Origin of the sequence: Rhodococcus xishaensis, assembly GCF_004011825.1 — a bacterium.
Classification (GTDB): Bacteria; Actinomycetota; Actinomycetes; order Mycobacteriales; family Mycobacteriaceae; genus Prescottella; species Prescottella xishaensis.
Genome location: NZ_RKLO01000001.1, coordinates 244,392 through 259,322 on the forward strand (window position 1 = coordinate 244,392; position 14,931 = coordinate 259,322).

Annotated in this window: 16 protein-coding genes; 9 read left to right on the forward strand and 7 right to left on the reverse strand. The window is 66.7% G+C overall.

The features are described from left to right. Positions 1-24: 24 nt before the first annotated feature. Positions 25-462: a hypothetical protein gene (locus EGT50_RS01240; protein ID WP_127950793.1), complete on the forward strand. Its 438-nt coding sequence runs from the start codon at positions 25-27 to the stop codon at positions 460-462. On the opposite strand, the gene EGT50_RS01245 is transcribed toward EGT50_RS01240, so the two are convergent. Together EGT50_RS01245 and EGT50_RS01250 are read right to left on the reverse strand one after the other, a co-directional pair. After that, positions 417-995: a GNAT family N-acetyltransferase gene (locus EGT50_RS01245; protein WP_127950794.1), complete on the reverse strand. Its 579-nt coding sequence runs from the start codon at positions 993-995 to the stop codon at positions 417-419. The genes EGT50_RS01240 and EGT50_RS01245 overlap by 46 nt on opposite strands. Further along, entirely contained in the window at positions 992-1,594 is a 603-nt protein-coding gene (locus tag EGT50_RS01250; protein WP_127950795.1) for an acid phosphatase, read from the reverse strand. The genes EGT50_RS01245 and EGT50_RS01250 overlap by 4 nt, the downstream gene beginning before the upstream one ends. A gap of 66 nt (positions 1,595-1,660) precedes the next feature. Here EGT50_RS01250 and EGT50_RS01255 point away from each other — a divergent pair, with 66 nt between their 5' ends. After that, positions 1,661-2,464, forward strand: coding sequence for a ParA family protein (locus tag EGT50_RS01255; protein ID WP_127950796.1), 804 nt, complete (start codon positions 1,661-1,663; stop codon positions 2,462-2,464). A 51-nt stretch (positions 2,465-2,515) separates the two neighbouring features. Here the strand turns inward: EGT50_RS01255 and EGT50_RS01260 are convergent, their stop codons facing one another. Genes EGT50_RS01260 through EGT50_RS01270 form a run of 3 tightly spaced genes read right to left on the reverse strand, consistent with a single transcriptional unit; the run spans position 2,516 to position 6,239 of the window. Beyond that, positions 2,516-3,340 carry an SDR family oxidoreductase gene (locus tag EGT50_RS01260; protein ID WP_127950797.1) on the reverse strand — a complete coding sequence of 275 codons (825 nt, stop codon included), beginning with the start codon at positions 3,338-3,340 and terminating at the stop codon, positions 2,516-2,518. Between the two features lie 53 nt (positions 3,341-3,393). Beyond that, entirely contained in the window at positions 3,394-4,599 is a 1,206-nt protein-coding gene (locus EGT50_RS01265) for an Rv3212 family protein (RefSeq protein WP_127950798.1), read from the reverse strand. Positions 4,600-4,619: 20 nt separating this feature from the next. Beyond that, complete coding sequence (locus EGT50_RS01270; protein WP_127950799.1) at positions 4,620-6,239, reverse strand: DEAD/DEAH box helicase; 1,620 nt, start codon at positions 6,237-6,239, stop codon at positions 4,620-4,622. Positions 6,240-6,667: 428 nt separating this feature from the next. On the opposite strand from EGT50_RS01270, the gene EGT50_RS01275 reads away from it, so the two are divergent. Next, positions 6,668-7,348, forward strand: coding sequence for a ferritin-like fold-containing protein (locus tag EGT50_RS01275; RefSeq protein ID WP_127950800.1), 681 nt, complete (start codon positions 6,668-6,670; stop codon positions 7,346-7,348). A 124-nt stretch (positions 7,349-7,472) separates the two neighbouring features. Next, entirely contained in the window at positions 7,473-7,706 is a 234-nt protein-coding gene (locus EGT50_RS01280; RefSeq protein WP_127950801.1) for a DUF3107 domain-containing protein, read from the forward strand. Positions 7,707-7,857: 151 nt separating this feature from the next. On the opposite strand, the gene EGT50_RS01285 is transcribed toward EGT50_RS01280, so the two are convergent. Further along, the gene (locus tag EGT50_RS01285) at positions 7,858-8,529 is read right to left on the reverse strand and encodes a TetR/AcrR family transcriptional regulator (RefSeq protein ID WP_127950802.1); all 672 of its coding nucleotides are present in this window, start codon (positions 8,527-8,529) and stop codon (positions 7,858-7,860) included. Between the two features lie 283 nt (positions 8,530-8,812). Between EGT50_RS01285 and EGT50_RS01290 the strand changes: the two genes are divergently transcribed. The 4 genes from EGT50_RS01290 (at position 8,813) to EGT50_RS01305 (ending at position 12,839) form a co-directional block, all read left to right on the forward strand. Beyond that, positions 8,813-9,904 (forward strand): DUF3152 domain-containing protein, encoded by a 1,092-nt coding sequence (locus tag EGT50_RS01290; protein ID WP_127950803.1) that lies wholly within the window; start codon positions 8,813-8,815, stop codon positions 9,902-9,904. A 16-nt stretch (positions 9,905-9,920) separates the two neighbouring features. Continuing rightward, positions 9,921-10,679 carry an HAD family hydrolase gene (locus tag EGT50_RS01295; protein WP_127950804.1) on the forward strand — a complete coding sequence of 253 codons (759 nt, stop codon included), beginning with the start codon at positions 9,921-9,923 and terminating at the stop codon, positions 10,677-10,679. 41 nt (positions 10,680-10,720) lie between these two features. Continuing rightward, positions 10,721-11,908: an adenylyltransferase/sulfurtransferase MoeZ gene (moeZ, locus tag EGT50_RS01300; protein ID WP_127950805.1), complete on the forward strand. Its 1,188-nt coding sequence runs from the start codon at positions 10,721-10,723 to the stop codon at positions 11,906-11,908. A gap of 76 nt (positions 11,909-11,984) precedes the next feature. After that, positions 11,985-12,839 (forward strand): TIGR02569 family protein, encoded by an 855-nt coding sequence (locus EGT50_RS01305; RefSeq protein WP_127950806.1) that lies wholly within the window; start codon positions 11,985-11,987, stop codon positions 12,837-12,839. 1 nt (position 12,840) lies between these two features. Here EGT50_RS01305 and EGT50_RS01310 read toward each other — a convergent pair whose 3' ends face one another. Further along, complete coding sequence (locus EGT50_RS01310) at positions 12,841-13,557, reverse strand: FadR/GntR family transcriptional regulator (RefSeq protein ID WP_127950807.1); 717 nt, start codon at positions 13,555-13,557, stop codon at positions 12,841-12,843. 80 nt (positions 13,558-13,637) lie between these two features. On the opposite strand from EGT50_RS01310, the gene EGT50_RS01315 reads away from it, so the two are divergent. After that, positions 13,638-14,885 (forward strand): CynX/NimT family MFS transporter, encoded by a 1,248-nt coding sequence (locus tag EGT50_RS01315; protein ID WP_127950808.1) that lies wholly within the window; start codon positions 13,638-13,640, stop codon positions 14,883-14,885. Positions 14,886-14,931: the final 46 nt, after the last annotated feature.

The following is a 14,931-nucleotide window of genomic DNA, read 5'->3' on the forward strand; positions in this document are numbered from 1 at the left end:
CACACCGCTGTATAGGCTGGCTGCGTGTCGAACCAGCCTGCGCCCGTCCCGACCCCCACTACTGTCCTTGGGGCCGGTGCACTCGTGACCCTCGAGGGAGCGATCGCTGTGGGTGCGGCGATCACGCTGACGGTCCGCGGGCTGCTCGGACACGACCAGACCGTGGTCAACGGATACGGCACCGCGGCATGGTTCGCGATCCTCGGCGGCGCGGTACTCGCTGCCGGCATCGGACTTCTCCGCGGGCAGCGCTGGGGGCGCACGATCGCGCTCGTTGCCCAGTTACTCCTGCTGCCCGTCGCCTGGTACGTGCTCACCTCACACCAGTTCTTGTGGGGCGTCCTGCTGGGGTTGGTGGTGATTTCGGCGCTCGTGATGTTGTTCGCGCCCGGCACGTCACGGTGGATGGCAGTGGGCTACGGTGCGCCGGACACCCCGTCCGACGACGAGCCGGCCTCCTGAGGTCGCTGAGCCTGCGCAGCCAGTTCTGTCAGCGCCTCGCCGCTGAGCCGGTAGGCGGTCCACTCGTCCTGTGCGACCGCTCCCAGGGCCTCGTAGAAGCCGATCGACGGCGCGTTCCAGTCGAGCACTGACCACGTCAGCCTCGTGTAGCCCTTCGCGACGCACTCCTCGGCGAGCGCTGCCAGCAGGGCCGTGCCGTACCCCAGGCCGCGGTGTTCGGGCGCAACGTAGAGGTCCTCGAGGTAGATCCCGTGGACGCCGTCCCACGTCGAGAAGTTGCGGAACCAGATCGCCATTCCCACCACCTGCGGCCCGTCCGACGTCGTGACCTCCACGACGTGTACGAACACCGCCGGCTCCGGGCCGAACAGGGCAGCCTCGATCTGCTCGGGCGCGACCGTGCATTCGTGTGGCGCCTTCTCGTACTCGGCAAGTCCGTAGATCAGGCTGGTGATCGCCGCGACGTCGGCCGGCTTGGCGCGGCGGACGGAAGCGGCGGTTTCCGAAAACGCTGCATTCGTAGGGGGATTCACTCGGTACCTGCTCCCGGGGTCACGTTGTGTGTGACGATCGTGTGGAACCCGTGCTCGTAGCTCAGTACGGTGAGCCCGGCCGGGGCGAGCGTGACCCGCCGTCCTTCCGAAACCGGTAGCTCTATCCAGCGAGCGATCAGGGCACGGGAGAAGTGGCCGTGCCCCACCAGGATCACGTCGCGGTCGGTGAGTGTGGCCTCGCACGTGCCCAGGACCATGTCGGCACGGGAACTGACCATGTCTTGGGTCTCGCCGCCTGGGCACGGGTGGGTCCACACCGTCCAGTGCGGGATCTGCCGGCGGATCTCGGGTGTGGTGAGTCCTTCGAAGTCGCCGTAGTCCCATTCGCCCAGCGCGTCCCACTGCTGAACCCCGGTCAGTCCCGCGAGCGTGGCGGTGACGTACGCGCGTCGGCGCGGGCTGCTCACGACGAGCGGGTCGCGGAGTTCGAGCGCGGACACGAGCGCACCGGCCGCACGGGCCTGCTCGGCGCCGCGCTCCGTCAGTGGAACGTCGGTGGTGCTGGTGTGCCGACCGAGGCGGGCCCACTCCGTCTCTCCGTGTCGGAGTAGGACGAGTCGTCGGTCGGTTCCGGTCATGGATTCATCATGCCGGGTGTCGCGTAACGCTCACGCTCGGGCCTCGAGTACGCAAGGATCGAGGCCGTGACGATGGTACTGGCTGTAGCGAATCAAAAGGGTGGGGTAGCCAAGACCACGACGGTTGCTTCACTGGGGGCGGCGCTCGTGGACCTGGGTCAGCGGGTGCTCGTGGTGGACCTTGATCCGCAGGGGTGCTTGACGTTCTCGTTGGGCCACAACCCCGATCGGTTGGACAAGTCCGTCCATGAGGTGCTGACGGGGGATACGGCCGCGAAGGACGTCCTGCTCGCGACCGATGACGGTGTGACACTGTTGCCTGCCACGATCGATCTTGCGGGTGCGGAGGCGCTGTTGCTGATGCGACCGGGACGGGAGTTCACACTCAAACGCGCCCTCGCGCCACTGCTCGATCTGTTCGATGTGGTGGTGATCGACTGTCCGCCGTCGCTTGGGGTATTGACGCTCAACGGGCTGACGGCGGCTCAGCAGGTGCTCGTGCCGCTGCAATGTGAGACGTTGGCGCATCGTGGTGTCGGACAGTTGCTGCGCACGGTCTCGGAGGTCCAGGCGATCACCAATCCCGACCTGGTCCTGCTCGGGGCCCTGCCGACTCTGTACGACGCTCGGACGACCCACAGCAGAGATGTCCTCTCCGACGTCTCGGACCGCTACGACCTTCCGGTCCTTGCACCGCCGATCCCGAGGACCGTCCGCTTCGCCGAGGCGTCGGCATCGGGCGCAACCGTGCTCGTGGGCCGAAAGAACAAAGGAGCGGCGGCCTATCGTGAACTGGCGCAGCATCTTTCGGATCACTGGATCGACGGTTCCGATCTCGTCACATTCTCACCGTTCGAGGGCACGGCCTGACTGAGGAGCGGGCTCAGCGACGTCGTCACCGAGGGTGCTGGTGAGCCCGCGTCAGTTCGTGAAGTGGCGGTTGAGTTCTTCGATCGTCGGTGTCCAGACGGTCGGCCAGTCGTCCTGGCGTAGAAGCGCATCGGTGCCGCCGTCGGCGAAGACCACGCTGCCGGTGAGCAACGATGCGGCGTCGCTGGTGAGGAACTGGATGAGAGCGGCGATCTCCTCGGGCCGCCCGCGCCGTCCCAGCGGGACAGGGTAGAAGTCGATCGCCTTGGCGAGGTTCGGATCCAGATCGGAGCCGGACGTCATCGGGGTGTCGACGACGCCCGGAGCCACGGCATTGAGGCGGATACCCGCGCCGATCCAGTCCGGTGTTACCGCTTGCCGCCGGACCCAGCGCGCGAGCGCGAGTTTCGAGGCCGGATACGCGGGTATCGCGCCAACTTCGTCGCCGAGTTCGACCGCCTCGGCCTCCCTGCCGTCCAGGCACGCCGCGACGACTTTCTCCGGAATACGCGGCTGGGTGCTGGTACTGCTCGACGACATTGCGACCGCGAAGGCCTGCTTGGCGCGGGCCAGCGAGGGACGCAGTTCCTCGAGGAACCCGACGGTGCCGAAATAGTTGACCGACACCAACTTTCCGCCGGAGTGTGACGACAGCGGTCCCAGTCCGGCGCAGCAGACGGCGGCGTGGAGCACGCCGTGGGCGGCCTCTACGGCCGCGGCTGCTGCCTGGGTGCGACCGACCGATGTCGACAGATCCGCGACGATCTCGGTTCCCGTCAGATCGACGCCGATGACGGTGTTCCCAGATCTGCGCAGCAGCTCGACGGTGGCTGCTCCGATTCCGGACGCGGCACCGGTGACGACGATGTTGGCCATGATCGGAATTAGAACACGTTGCACTCTTCGTGCGTGGGTTCTTCGTGCACTTCTCAGCGGAGGGCGACGATCTCGTCGCCGCGCTGCTCGAGTACGACGTCTCCGAGGACCGATGTCGCGATGGGTGCTACGTCATCGTTCCGGGTGACGGGGATGCGGCTCTGTTCGACGCCGTTCGTCGGGTCGAGGACCGAGATTCCGTCCGGCATCGGCACCAGTAGTGACCCTCCCATGATGGCGCCGGGACCCAGTGCTCCGGTCGCCGCGGTCCAGTCCGGCGTGAGCTCGCTCGTGGACAGCGCTATCAACTCCGTACCCGTCCACCACGTGAACACCCCGCCATTGCGGGCGGCGGTCGCATCGGCGCTGACCGGTCCTGCGACCGGATACGTGGCCACCTCGGTGGCGGTGCCGTCGTAGACCGCGATCCGCGCGTCCGAGTTCGGTTCTGGGGGCAAGTACACCGCGGTGCGGTCGCCCGACGCCGCGATCAGTCGGGCTCCCGGTGAACTCGTGATGACATCGGAGCCGATCTCCTTCGGCTCCTGGTTGTCCTTTGGGGCGGCTTCGAGCACGCTGAGGCGGTCGCCGGCCTCGCCCGGACAGTGCATCAGGACCGAAATCCTGGTGCCGCCGGCCGCTGCCGACAACAGTCCGCATCCGGTCCGCGGTTGCTTGTCCGGATTGATCGGGGCGTCGACTCGCCCGAACTCGAGGGTGCGCACCAGGTCGGAGCGCCAGACTTCCATCCGTTCCGAGCCACGCGAGACGACGTACGTGCCGTCGTGGGACAGCCTGACCGCGTCGTCAGCATCACTGGACCGCTGGGCTTTCCGTGCACCGGTCGACCCGTCGAGCTGGGTTACCTGACCGCAGCCGCGCTGATCGCGGTAGACGGCAACGACGGTGTTCCAGGCGCCGATGGCGCCGCACAGCGGCATGTCCCGCTGGTAGCGCCACAACTCGGCGCCCGTGAGCCGGTCACGTCCAACTACGGTACCGCCGTCGGCCGTCGTGACCGCCCCGCCTGAGACGATGGGGGCGGCCGTTGCCGAACTGGGTGCGCGCCAGATCTCCCTCAGGGTCTCGGGCGGTGACAGCGCCGGAACGGCTTCCGTAGCAGGCGTGTTCGCGGTGATCGAGGTCGTACCGCGAGCGTCGCTGTGAATCCAGAGCACTACCACGGCGACCGCGGCGACGATTGCGATGATCGCGGCGACCGCAACGTCCAGGCGCGTACGACGCTCGGGTGCCAGCACAGGTGGAAGATTACCCGGGTCTACTCCGAGACGGCCGAAACGCTCACCGACTCACTGCCGGTCGCCCCGGTCGCCGCGCCGGAACGGCGGCGCCGCCGTCGACGGCGCGGGGTGTCCGACGACCCGGTCGTGCTCTCCGCATCGTCTACTTGCGCGTCGGCGCGCGTGTCAACCGACTTGCCGGCGCGGGTGTCGACCGACTTGCCGCCGCGCGTGCGCCGGCGGACCCGATTGCGCTTGGGTGCGGACTTCTCGCCGTCCTCGGAGGATGCGGCACCATTCCTCGCTGGACGCTCGGTGCGCGGCTTGCGTACCGAACCCTTCGCGTCCGTCGGAATATCCAGGTCCTCGTACAAGTGCGGCGAGCTCGAGTAGGTTTCGACCGGCTCCTCCATACCCAATTCGAGCGCCTTGTCGATCATCTGCCAGCGCGGGACGTCGTCCCAGTCCACCAGCGTGACTGCAGTGCCGGTGCGGCCCGCGCGGCCGGTGCGGCCGATCCGGTGCACGTAGGTCTTCTCGTCCTCGGGGCACTGGAAGTTGATGACGTGCGTAACGTCGTCGATGTCGATGCCGCGGGCAGCAACGTCGGTAGCGACGAGCACGTCCACCTTGCCGCTACGGAATCCCCCGAGCGCCTTCTCGCGAGCGACCTGGTTGAGGTCGCCGTGTACGGCACCGACCTTGAAGCCGCGCTCGCCCAGTTCGTCGGCGACCTTCTGCGCGGTGCGCTTGGTCCGTGTGAAGATCATCGTCGCCCCCCGGCCGTCGGCCTGCAGGATGCGCGCGATCATCTCGGCCTTGTCGAGGGCGTGTGCCCGGTAGACGTGCTGGCTGGTGCGCTCATGCACCGCGGAGGACTCGGGCTCCTCGGCGCGGATGTGAGTGGGCTGGCTCAGGAATGTGCGGGCCAGGGTGATGATCGGCCCCGGCATGGTCGCGGAGAACAGCATGGTCTGGCGGCTGTCGGGGACCATGCCGAGGATGCGTTCGATGTCGGGCAGGAAGCCGAGGTCGAGCATCTCGTCCGCCTCGTCGAGAACCAGGACGCCGATCTTGCCGAGGATCAAGTGCTCCTGGTTGGCGAGGTCGAGCAGGCGTCCGGGAGTGCCGACGACGACGTCGACCCCCTTGCGAAGCGCCCCGATCTGCTGTTCGTATGGGCGACCGCCGTAGATGGACAGCACACTCAGCGGCTTCTTTCCGGACCTCAGGTGCTTGGAGGCATTCTCCAGGTCTTGGGTGACCTGGAGGCAGAGTTCGCGAGTCGGGACGATCACGAGCGCTCGAGGCGTGCCATCGAGCGGTGCGGTGCCCGAATCGGCGGTGGAGATGCGGTGGAGAAGCGGTATGCCGAAGCCGAACGTCTTGCCCATGCCGGTTCGTGCCTGACCGATGAGGTCGTCGCCTGCAAGTGCCAGCGGCAGCGTCAGCTCCTGAATGGCGAAGGTGCGTTCTACTCCGATCTCGCCAAGAGCCTTGACGATCTCGTCACGTACACCGAGTTCGGCGAAGGTCGGGGCGGAGTGCGTCTCGTCCAACTGCGCTGAGAGCGTGGTCGCGGTGGCCGCGTGGTTACTGTCTTCGTGGTCGATCGTGATCTTGCTCAGGGAACTGGCCTTCCTCGTATCGGCACGCACGCACGAGGTTGGGGGCCAGGCCGTAAGTCGGCCGATGTCGGTGCCCTCTTGCGTCGGTGCCACCCGGCCGTGTCGGCCACTGCGTCAGCGTGAAGACCGATGTCGGTCTCGGCGAGCAACGGTGGGCGCCGTCGATCAGTGCGCGCACATTGTCCTCGGGAGTTCTTCTCCGATTCACGTTTGGACCGATCGGATCGTTGTGATCGACCACATCGTCCGCCCAGATCGTCTCTGCATTCCAGTTCGGACGTTGGCTCCGGAACCGTGAACCGGTTCTGAAACCTGTGAAACTGTCTGAAGCTACGCTCTCCCGCGACAATTGTAGCGGTTCAAAGCTGCCGTTCTTGCACGCTCATGGCCTATGTCACGATTCTCGACGCGTTCCGTCGACCCGGTGACCGGCACCGTACGGACTAGGCTGTGACCTCATGGGAGCCGATTCGCCAACACCGTCCGTGCCGACCATCGCCGCCGATCACCCCGGTGTGGCAGAACTGTTCGCGGTCCTCGCTTACGGTGAGATCTCGGCGTTCTACCGGTTGGCGGACGACGCTCGGATGGCTCCCACGCTGCAAGGGAAGGTTGCTCTCGCCAGCATGGCGGCGGCGGAGATGTCGCATTTCGAGATCCTGCAGAAGGCGCTGACCGACCGCGGAGTCGACACGTACGCGGCGATGGATCCGTTCGTGCGTGCCTTCGACGCCTACCATGCGTCCACCGACCCGTCGACATGGCTGGAGTCTCTCGTCAAGGCGTACGTCGGTGACGGCATCGCCGCCGACTTCTACCGAGAGATCGCCCACTCCCTGGACCCCGCAGTAGGCGAAATCGTCCGTGAGGTGCTTGCAGAGGTCGGTCACTCGGAGTTCGTCGTCCACGAGGTGAGAGCTGCCGTCGCTGTCAGCAAGACGGAGAAGGACCGGCTGATGCTGTGGGGTCGCCGACTGCTCGGCGAGGCGATCACCCAGGCGCAGTACGTGCTGGCGCAGCGGGACGAACTGACCGATCTCGTGATGAACGCGACCGGCAGTCTCAACGGTGTCGCCGCGCTGTTCGACAACATGCAGGCCAAGCACGCCGAACGGATGGCCGTGCTGGGTCTGGTCTGACACCGGTCCGACTGACGGTTGCGTTGTTCGCTCTCAGCACAGCGGCGGAGCGGGCCGACGGGCCGGACACTGCACTAACCTGGCCGGGACAGCCTAAAGCGCTCGGAGAGTTCGGAGGTTGACCGTGGAGGTCAAGATCGGTGTAACTGACAGCCCACGTGAGCTCGTCGTCAACAGCGCGCAGACGTCCGACGAGGTGGAATCGCTCGTGACGAACGCGCTCGGCGGTAAGTCGGAGGGTGTCCTCTCACTTGTCGACGACAAGGGACGCAAGTTCCTTGTCCAGGCGAGCCGGATCACCTACGTCGAGATCGGCCCGTCGGACAGCCGCAAGGTCGGATTCGCTCCGGCGAGCTAGACCGAGACCGAAGGGGCGCGCAGCTGCGGTAGACCGCGGCTGCGCGCCCCTTCGTCTGTCGGGTCCCTGCTGTTCGAGCTACCTGTTTGCTCGAGCTACTCGAGCTAGCTGGTGCTTCGACCTATCTGTTGCCGACCTACTTGTTGCCGACCTACTTGTTGCCGACGTGCAACGGCACGTGGGACAGGCCACCCCATGCGAGCGCGACGGTTGTGTCGACGGCCTCTTCCTTCGGAATGGGGCGTGCGGCTTCGAGCCAGTATCGGGCGGTGAATTGACTGGCGCCGACCAGCCCGACCGCCAGGATGCGGGCGCGGTAGGGGTCGAGGCCCGAGTCGTGCGCAACCAGGTCGAAGACGGCATCGACACATGCTTCGGTGGCTTGCTCGACCCGGCGCTGCACCTGCGGCTCGCCCATCAGGTCGGATTCGAATACCAGGCGGAAGCCCTGGGTGTCATTGTCGACGAAGTCGAAGAACGCCTGCACGGCGGCCCGGACGCGCTGCTTGTTGTCCGTCGTGGAGCGCAGCGCCTGACGCACACCCGAGATGAGGCTGTCGACGTAGCTCTGCAGCACGGCGACGTACAGTTCCAGCTTGCCGGGGAAGTGTTGATACAGCACGGGCTTGCTCACGCCGGCGCACTCGGCGATCTCGTCCATGCCAGCGGCGTGATAGCCGCGGCAGACGAAGACCTCGCTGGCGGCCGCGAGCAACTGAAGGCGCCGTGCATCCCTGGGTAGCCGGGTGCTGCGACGGGCACCCTGACCGTCCGCTTTCGTTGCGGCGCGATCGGCCTTGGTCCGATCTGCGAGTTCAGTCATGTTGCTCCCAATCTGCACAAAGCCCTAGTTCGTTCGGTGTCCGACCTCTCAGGAACGCCTCAGTGAAAGATAAATCATTTGTACGATGCCCGGACGCTTCTCGACGGTATTCGTCGAACCCGACTCGTCCGTGCGTGTCGATCTCTCGCCAATCGCTTGCCGTAACGGGCCTTACCTCCAGTAAGTATTCCAGCATCTCACTCGGCGCGCGCGTGTGCGAGGCCACCTCGCGCAAACCGGCGCGCCGGGTGAACGGCGACGCGGTCTGTGAGATTCTGGCGGGGTGACTGACCGAGGAGGACCGCGCCTGAGGGCCCCCGTTTCCGAGAGGTCCGGGCACCGGACGCTGGACGATGCGGGGCTCCGTGGTTCCGATTCGGGGCGACAGCCGGACCCGCATCAGCCGCTGCGAGCTCAGTGGGATCCCACTCGCCGGACCGCCGGGCGTCCCCGCGGTCCGCGTCCCGATCGGGGCGTGAAGAAGCAGAGTCGGCTCGGCAAGTTCGTCGCCACCTACGGCTGGCGTGCGTACGCAATTCCGATCCTGGCGATCGTGACGGTCTTGGTGGTCGTGGATGCGATCCGCGGGGGCGGCGACTCCGAGTCCGCCGCGCCTGAGGCTCCGGGATTGGGCGAGCTCAGTCATTCGGACGCCACCGGCATCATCGGTGTTCCGCCACTAGCGGACGGTAACTTCGCAGAGACCATTCCCTCGGGCGTCCTGCCCGACGGCGGACCGTTCGCGGTGGCGGGCGCGCGGACGTGGCACGTCGTGCCGGGAACCACTGGCCAGGTCGGGCAGGGGACCGACCGGGTGTTCACGTACACCGTCGAGATCGAGGACGGCGTCGATACGGCCGGATTCGGGGGTGACGAGTCGTTCGGCAGGATGGTGGATCAGACCCTCGGCAATCCCAAGAGCTGGACCAACGATTCCCGGTGGGCGTTCCGCAGGATCGACCAGAGCGATCCCGCCTTGGCGTCGGGCGGTGACGGCCCGGACTTCCGGATCTCGCTGACCTCCCAGATGACCATCCGCGAGGCCTGCGGGTACGACATCCAACTCGAGGTGTCCTGCTACAACCCAGGCATCGAGCGGGTGGTGTTGAACGAGCCCCGCTGGGTGCGGGGGGCGATTGCGTTCCAGGGTGACATCGGTTCCTACCGGCAGTACCAGATCAACCACGAGGTCGGGCATGCCATCGGCTACCAGGCGCACCAGCCGTGCGAGACCGAGGGGGGACTGGCCCCGGTGATGATGCAACAGACGTTCGGCACCGCGAACGACGACATCGCCAAGCTCGACCCCGAGGGAGTGGTGCCCATGGACGGCAAGGTGTGCCGCTTCAACCCATGGCCGTACCCGCGCGGCTGAGCGGCAGGGCCTCACCGTGACCGCCCCGAGCGCCGTCGCCCACATCGGCGATGTCGCGTGCTCCGGCTTCCTGTTCGACATGGACGGCGTCGTCACCGCCACCGCACGTGTCCACGAGCGAGCTTGGACCAGGCTGTTCGACGGCTTCCTCGCGGAGCGCGGCAAGGGTGAGGCCCCATTCTCCGCCGACGACTATCTGCAATACGTCGACGGCCGCCCCCGTGTCGACGGCGTGGAATCGTTCCTGGCGTCCCGTTCCATCGAGATCCCACACGGAATGGCGTCGGATCCGCCGACCGCACACACGGTGTGCGGGCTCGCGGCCCGCAAGGATGAGATGTTCCTTCATGAACTCGACGAGCACGGGGTCGCGGCTTTCTCCGGCACCGTGACATTGATCCGGCGACTGCGTGAGGCACACGTGGCGGTCGCCCTCGTGACCGCGAGCCGCAACGCAGTGCGTGTGCTCGACGCCGCGGGGCTGACCGACCTGTTCGACGCTCGCGTCGACGGCCTCGACGTCGACCGGCTTTCGCTCGCCGGCAAGCCCGAGCCGGATACGTACCTCGAGGCGGCCCGGCGACTGGGCCTCGAGGCTGGGAGTTGCGTCGTGCTCGAGGATGCGCTGGCGGGCGTCGAGGCCGGACGGCGTGGCAGGTTTGCTGTGGTCGTGGGCGTCGATCGCACCCACCACGCGGATGCGCTGCGCGACGCCGGAGCCGACGTCGTGGTGTCGGACCTGAGCGATCTCGAGGTGCGGTTCGCGGCAGCATAGGCTGGATACGAGCGTTGACCAGTCGATGTCAGGAGCGTGTGGTGCCCGCAAGGAGTTCACTTCCGCCGTTGGTGGAGCCGGCGGCGGAGCTGAGCCGTGAGGAGGTGGCGCGCTACAGCCGCCACCTGATCATTCCCGACATCGGTACGACGGGGCAGAAGCGGCTGAAGAACGCCCGCGTGTTGGTGATCGGTGCCGGCGGGCTGGGTTCGCCCACGTTGATGTATCTCGCAGCGGCCGGGGTCGGGACGATCGGCATCGTCGACTTAGACGTGGTCGACGAGTCGAACTTGCAGCGGCAGGTCATCCACGGCACCGCCGACGTCGGGCGGTCCAAGGTGCTCAGTGCCCGCGAGTCCATCCGCGAGATCAATCCGCACGTCGACGTCCGGGCGCACGAGTTCCGACTCGATGCGTCGAATGCGGTCGGGCTCTTCGAGCAGTACGACCTGATCCTCGACGGCGCCGACAACTTCGCCACCCGCTACCTCGTGAACGATGCGGCGGTGCTGGCTCACCGTCCGTACGTGTGGGGCTCGATCTACAGGTTCCAGGGACAGGTGTCGGTGTTCTGGGAGGACCCCCCAGAGGGCTACGGCGTAACCGGAACCACCCTGCGGGATCTGTACCCGGAGGCGCCACCTCCGGGAACGGTCCCATCGTGTGCGGAAGGCGGTGTTCTCGGTGTGTTGTGTGCGGCTGTCGGTTCGATCATGGCGACCGAGGCGATCAAGCTGATCACCGGCATCGGGGAGTCGCTTCTGGGCCGCCTGATAATCCACGACGCGCTGACGATGAACTACCGCACGGTGACGCTCAGCCGGGACCCGGGCCGGGTGCCGGTCACAGAACTGGTCGATTACGAAGAGTTCTGCGGCGTCGAACCTGCCGCCGAGGCAGAGGGGGGCTGGGCGATCTCCCCGCTCGAGTTGCGGGAGCTGATCGACAGCGGCGCCGACATCGCGATCGTCGACGTCCGGGAACCGGTCGAGTGGGACATCGTGCATCTGCCGGGTGCGACGCTGATTCCCAAGGACCGGATCCTGTCAGGTGAGGCCCTCGCGGAACTTCCGAAGGACAAGCGCATCGTGCTCCACTGCAAGACCGGTATCCGCTCGGCGGAGGCGCTGGTGGCCGTGCGCAGGGCCGGTTTCGCCGACGCCGTGCACCTGCAGGGCGGCGTTCTCGCGTGGGCACACCAGGTCGATCCGTCGCTGCCTGTCTACTGACGGCGTTCTACCGACGGCGTTCCGGACGCAGCGCGCCTCACCGAACTGAATGGTCCGCAGCGGTAGCGTGACCGCCGTGAGCTCTGGACAACCTCCTCAGCACATCTGCTCGATCTTCGGTTTGGGCGAGGTCGAGCTGGTTGCACCGGGAGCGGGCTGGGACGGCGGCTGGCGCCTCGGCGACGTCGTGCTCTCCCCGGTGGCCGATCACGCGCGCGCCGCATGGTCCGCGAGGGCGCGCGAGACTTTGGCCGTCGATGCCGTGCGCCTGGCGCGACCGGTGCGTGCCACCGATGGCCGCTATGTGGTGTCCGGTTGGCGCGCCAACACATACATCGAAGGCGCACCGGAACCCCGATATGACGAGGTTGTGTCGCTGTCGCTGCGGCTGCATGCCGCAACGGCGCAGCTCGAGCGCCCCCGATTCCTGATGCAGCCGCCGGTCGCGCCGTGGGCCGACGTCGACGTCTTCGTCGCAGCCGACCGCGCCGCTTGGGAGACGGTCCCGCTGCGCACCGCCCGTGCCGTCGGCGCCCTCGAGGATATGTCCGGGGACGGCAAGAGCAGCGTCGAACTGATCGGCGAGCTCGCGTCGCTGCGCAAGCCAGTGCGATCACCCGACCAGCTCGTCCACGGAGACCTGTTCGGCACCGTTCTGTTCTCGGGAAGTACCGCGCCGACCGTCACGGATATCACGCCGTATTGGCGACCGGCGGTGTGGGCCGCCGGCGTCGCAGTCGTGGACGCGTTGTCGTGGGGTGGCGCCGACGAAGAGCTGATCGGACGGTGGGAGGACCTGCCCGAGTGGCCACAGATGTTGCTCCGCGCCTTGCTGTTCCGGCTCGCGGTGCACGCCCTGCACCCGCGATCCACCCCGGAGGCGTTGCCCGGACTCATCCGGACCGCGGAGCTGGTTCGGATGATGCTCTAGCTCACTGGACTTTCCTCGCAGGTTCCTGCTCGACGGCAGGTTCCTGTTCCTCGTCCGAGAACTCGGAGCGAAGTTCATCGAAGAAGTACTGCGCGGCCCGCACTGCGCGGCGAGTGTCGCCGACGATGATGGCTTCAACCAAGTCGGCGTGTTCGGCGTGGAATGTGGCCCCGGTAGCCAAGGAGTGTTTGTAGACGGTCGCCTCGATAGCGGGGAGGAGTGAGTCGTAGAACTCTAGGTAGACGTGGTTGTGGCTGGCGGCGACGATGCCGCGGTGCAGGGCGACATCGGCAGCGACCGCCTCACGCAGATCTTTCGTGTCCCACGTGACGGTGCGTACCTCGAGCAGCGTGCGCAGGTTCTGGATGTCGCTGTCGGTGCGCCGCTGCGCGGCCAATCTGGCGGCGGTGACGTCGAGGCTCTGCCGCAGTTCCATGAGGTCGCGTTCCTGGGCACTGGCGAAGAACTTGCCGAGCGTGCCACCCACCTCGGAGTTGGCGAGAACGAAAGTGCCCGATCCCTGCCGCCGCTCGAGCAGACCCGCATGGACGAGAGCCTGCACCGCCTCCCGGACGGTGTTGCGCCCGGTCCCGGCGATTTCGGCCAGTGCAGACTCGGTCGGGATCCGTGAGCCCACCGGCCACCGTCCGGAACGGATTTCTTCCCGGAGCTGGTTGGTGACCTGCGTGATCAGGCTTCTACGGCGCACGGGTTGCACGGTGCCCCTGATTTTATGCGATCGGTCTGTGCACTGTACTGCTTTGCCACCATCATCCGGTCATCCTATGATTGCGCTGGATGACCGCGGCGGCGTGTGCACCGATCACACGAGGACCACAGCCCCTGTTGAAGGGGCGAGTTCTGGTGTTCGCAGCAATCGCGATGTCGGCGCTGTCCCTGCGACTCGCGGTCACCTCGTTCACCCCCCTCGCGTCGCAGATCAGCGACGATCTCGGCTTCTCGTCCACGGTCGTCGGCGTGTTCGGCATGGTGCCGACCGCGATGTTCGCGGTGTTCGGGCTCCTCACGCCGGCACTTGCGCGCCGTATCGGGCACGAACGGACTGCATTGCTCGGAATGTCGATGGCCGGTTTCGGCATGCTCACCCGGGCGATGGTGTCGGACACGTGGTCGCTGCTGGCTCTGTCCGCGCTCGCGCTCGGTGGCATGGGCATCGGCAACGTCGTCATCCCGCCGTTGGTCAAGCGATACTTCAGCGATCGGGTGGCGCTGATGAGTTCTATTTACATCGCAGGTCTGCAGACGGGTACGATCGTCCCGGCGCTGGTCGCGGTGCCGCTCGCGGACTCGTTCGACTGGCGATTCTCGATGGGGGTCTGGTCGCTGCTCGGCTTCGCGGCTGCCGCGCCGTGGCTGGCGGTGCTCGTCCGCGACCCCAGGACGGGCGCCGACGCCGCACCGAAGAAACCGACGGCCGAGCCGCGGGGGCCCGGGCGAGCGTGGCGTTCTCCGGTCGGCTGGGGCATGGCCTTCATGTTCGGCACGACGGCGCTGATCACGTACTCGATGTTCACGTGGATCCCGGAGATTCTCACCGTGGCCGGAGCGAGCGCGGCGTTCGCCGGGACCATGGTGGGGCTGTTCGCGTTCGTGGGCTTGATCGCCGCGTTCGTCGCTCCGAACCTGTGCGCCCGGATGCACAATCCGTTTCCGATCGTCGTGGGCTGTGCGGTCTGCTATCTGGTCGGATTCGCCGGGCTGCTGATCGTGCCGATGTCGGCGCCGATCTTGTGGGTGGTCGCGATCGGCCTCGGGCCGAGCACGTTCCCGATGTCGCTGACGTTGATCAATCTGCGGACCCGCACCCAAGCGGGTTCGACGGCACTCTCGGGTTTCACGCAGGGCGTCGGTTACACGATCGCATGCATCGGGCCGTTGATGTTCGGTGTGCTGCACGAGTCCACGGGTGGCTGGGAAGTGCCGTTTGCCCTGCTCGGGCTCGCGGTCGGCGTCGTTCTTATCTCGGCATGGGCGGCATGTAAGCCCCGTATGCTCGAGGACACATGGGGCGCCAGAGCGTCCTGACCAGCGAGTTCGTCAATCTCACCGGTCTGATCCGCGCGCGTGAGGG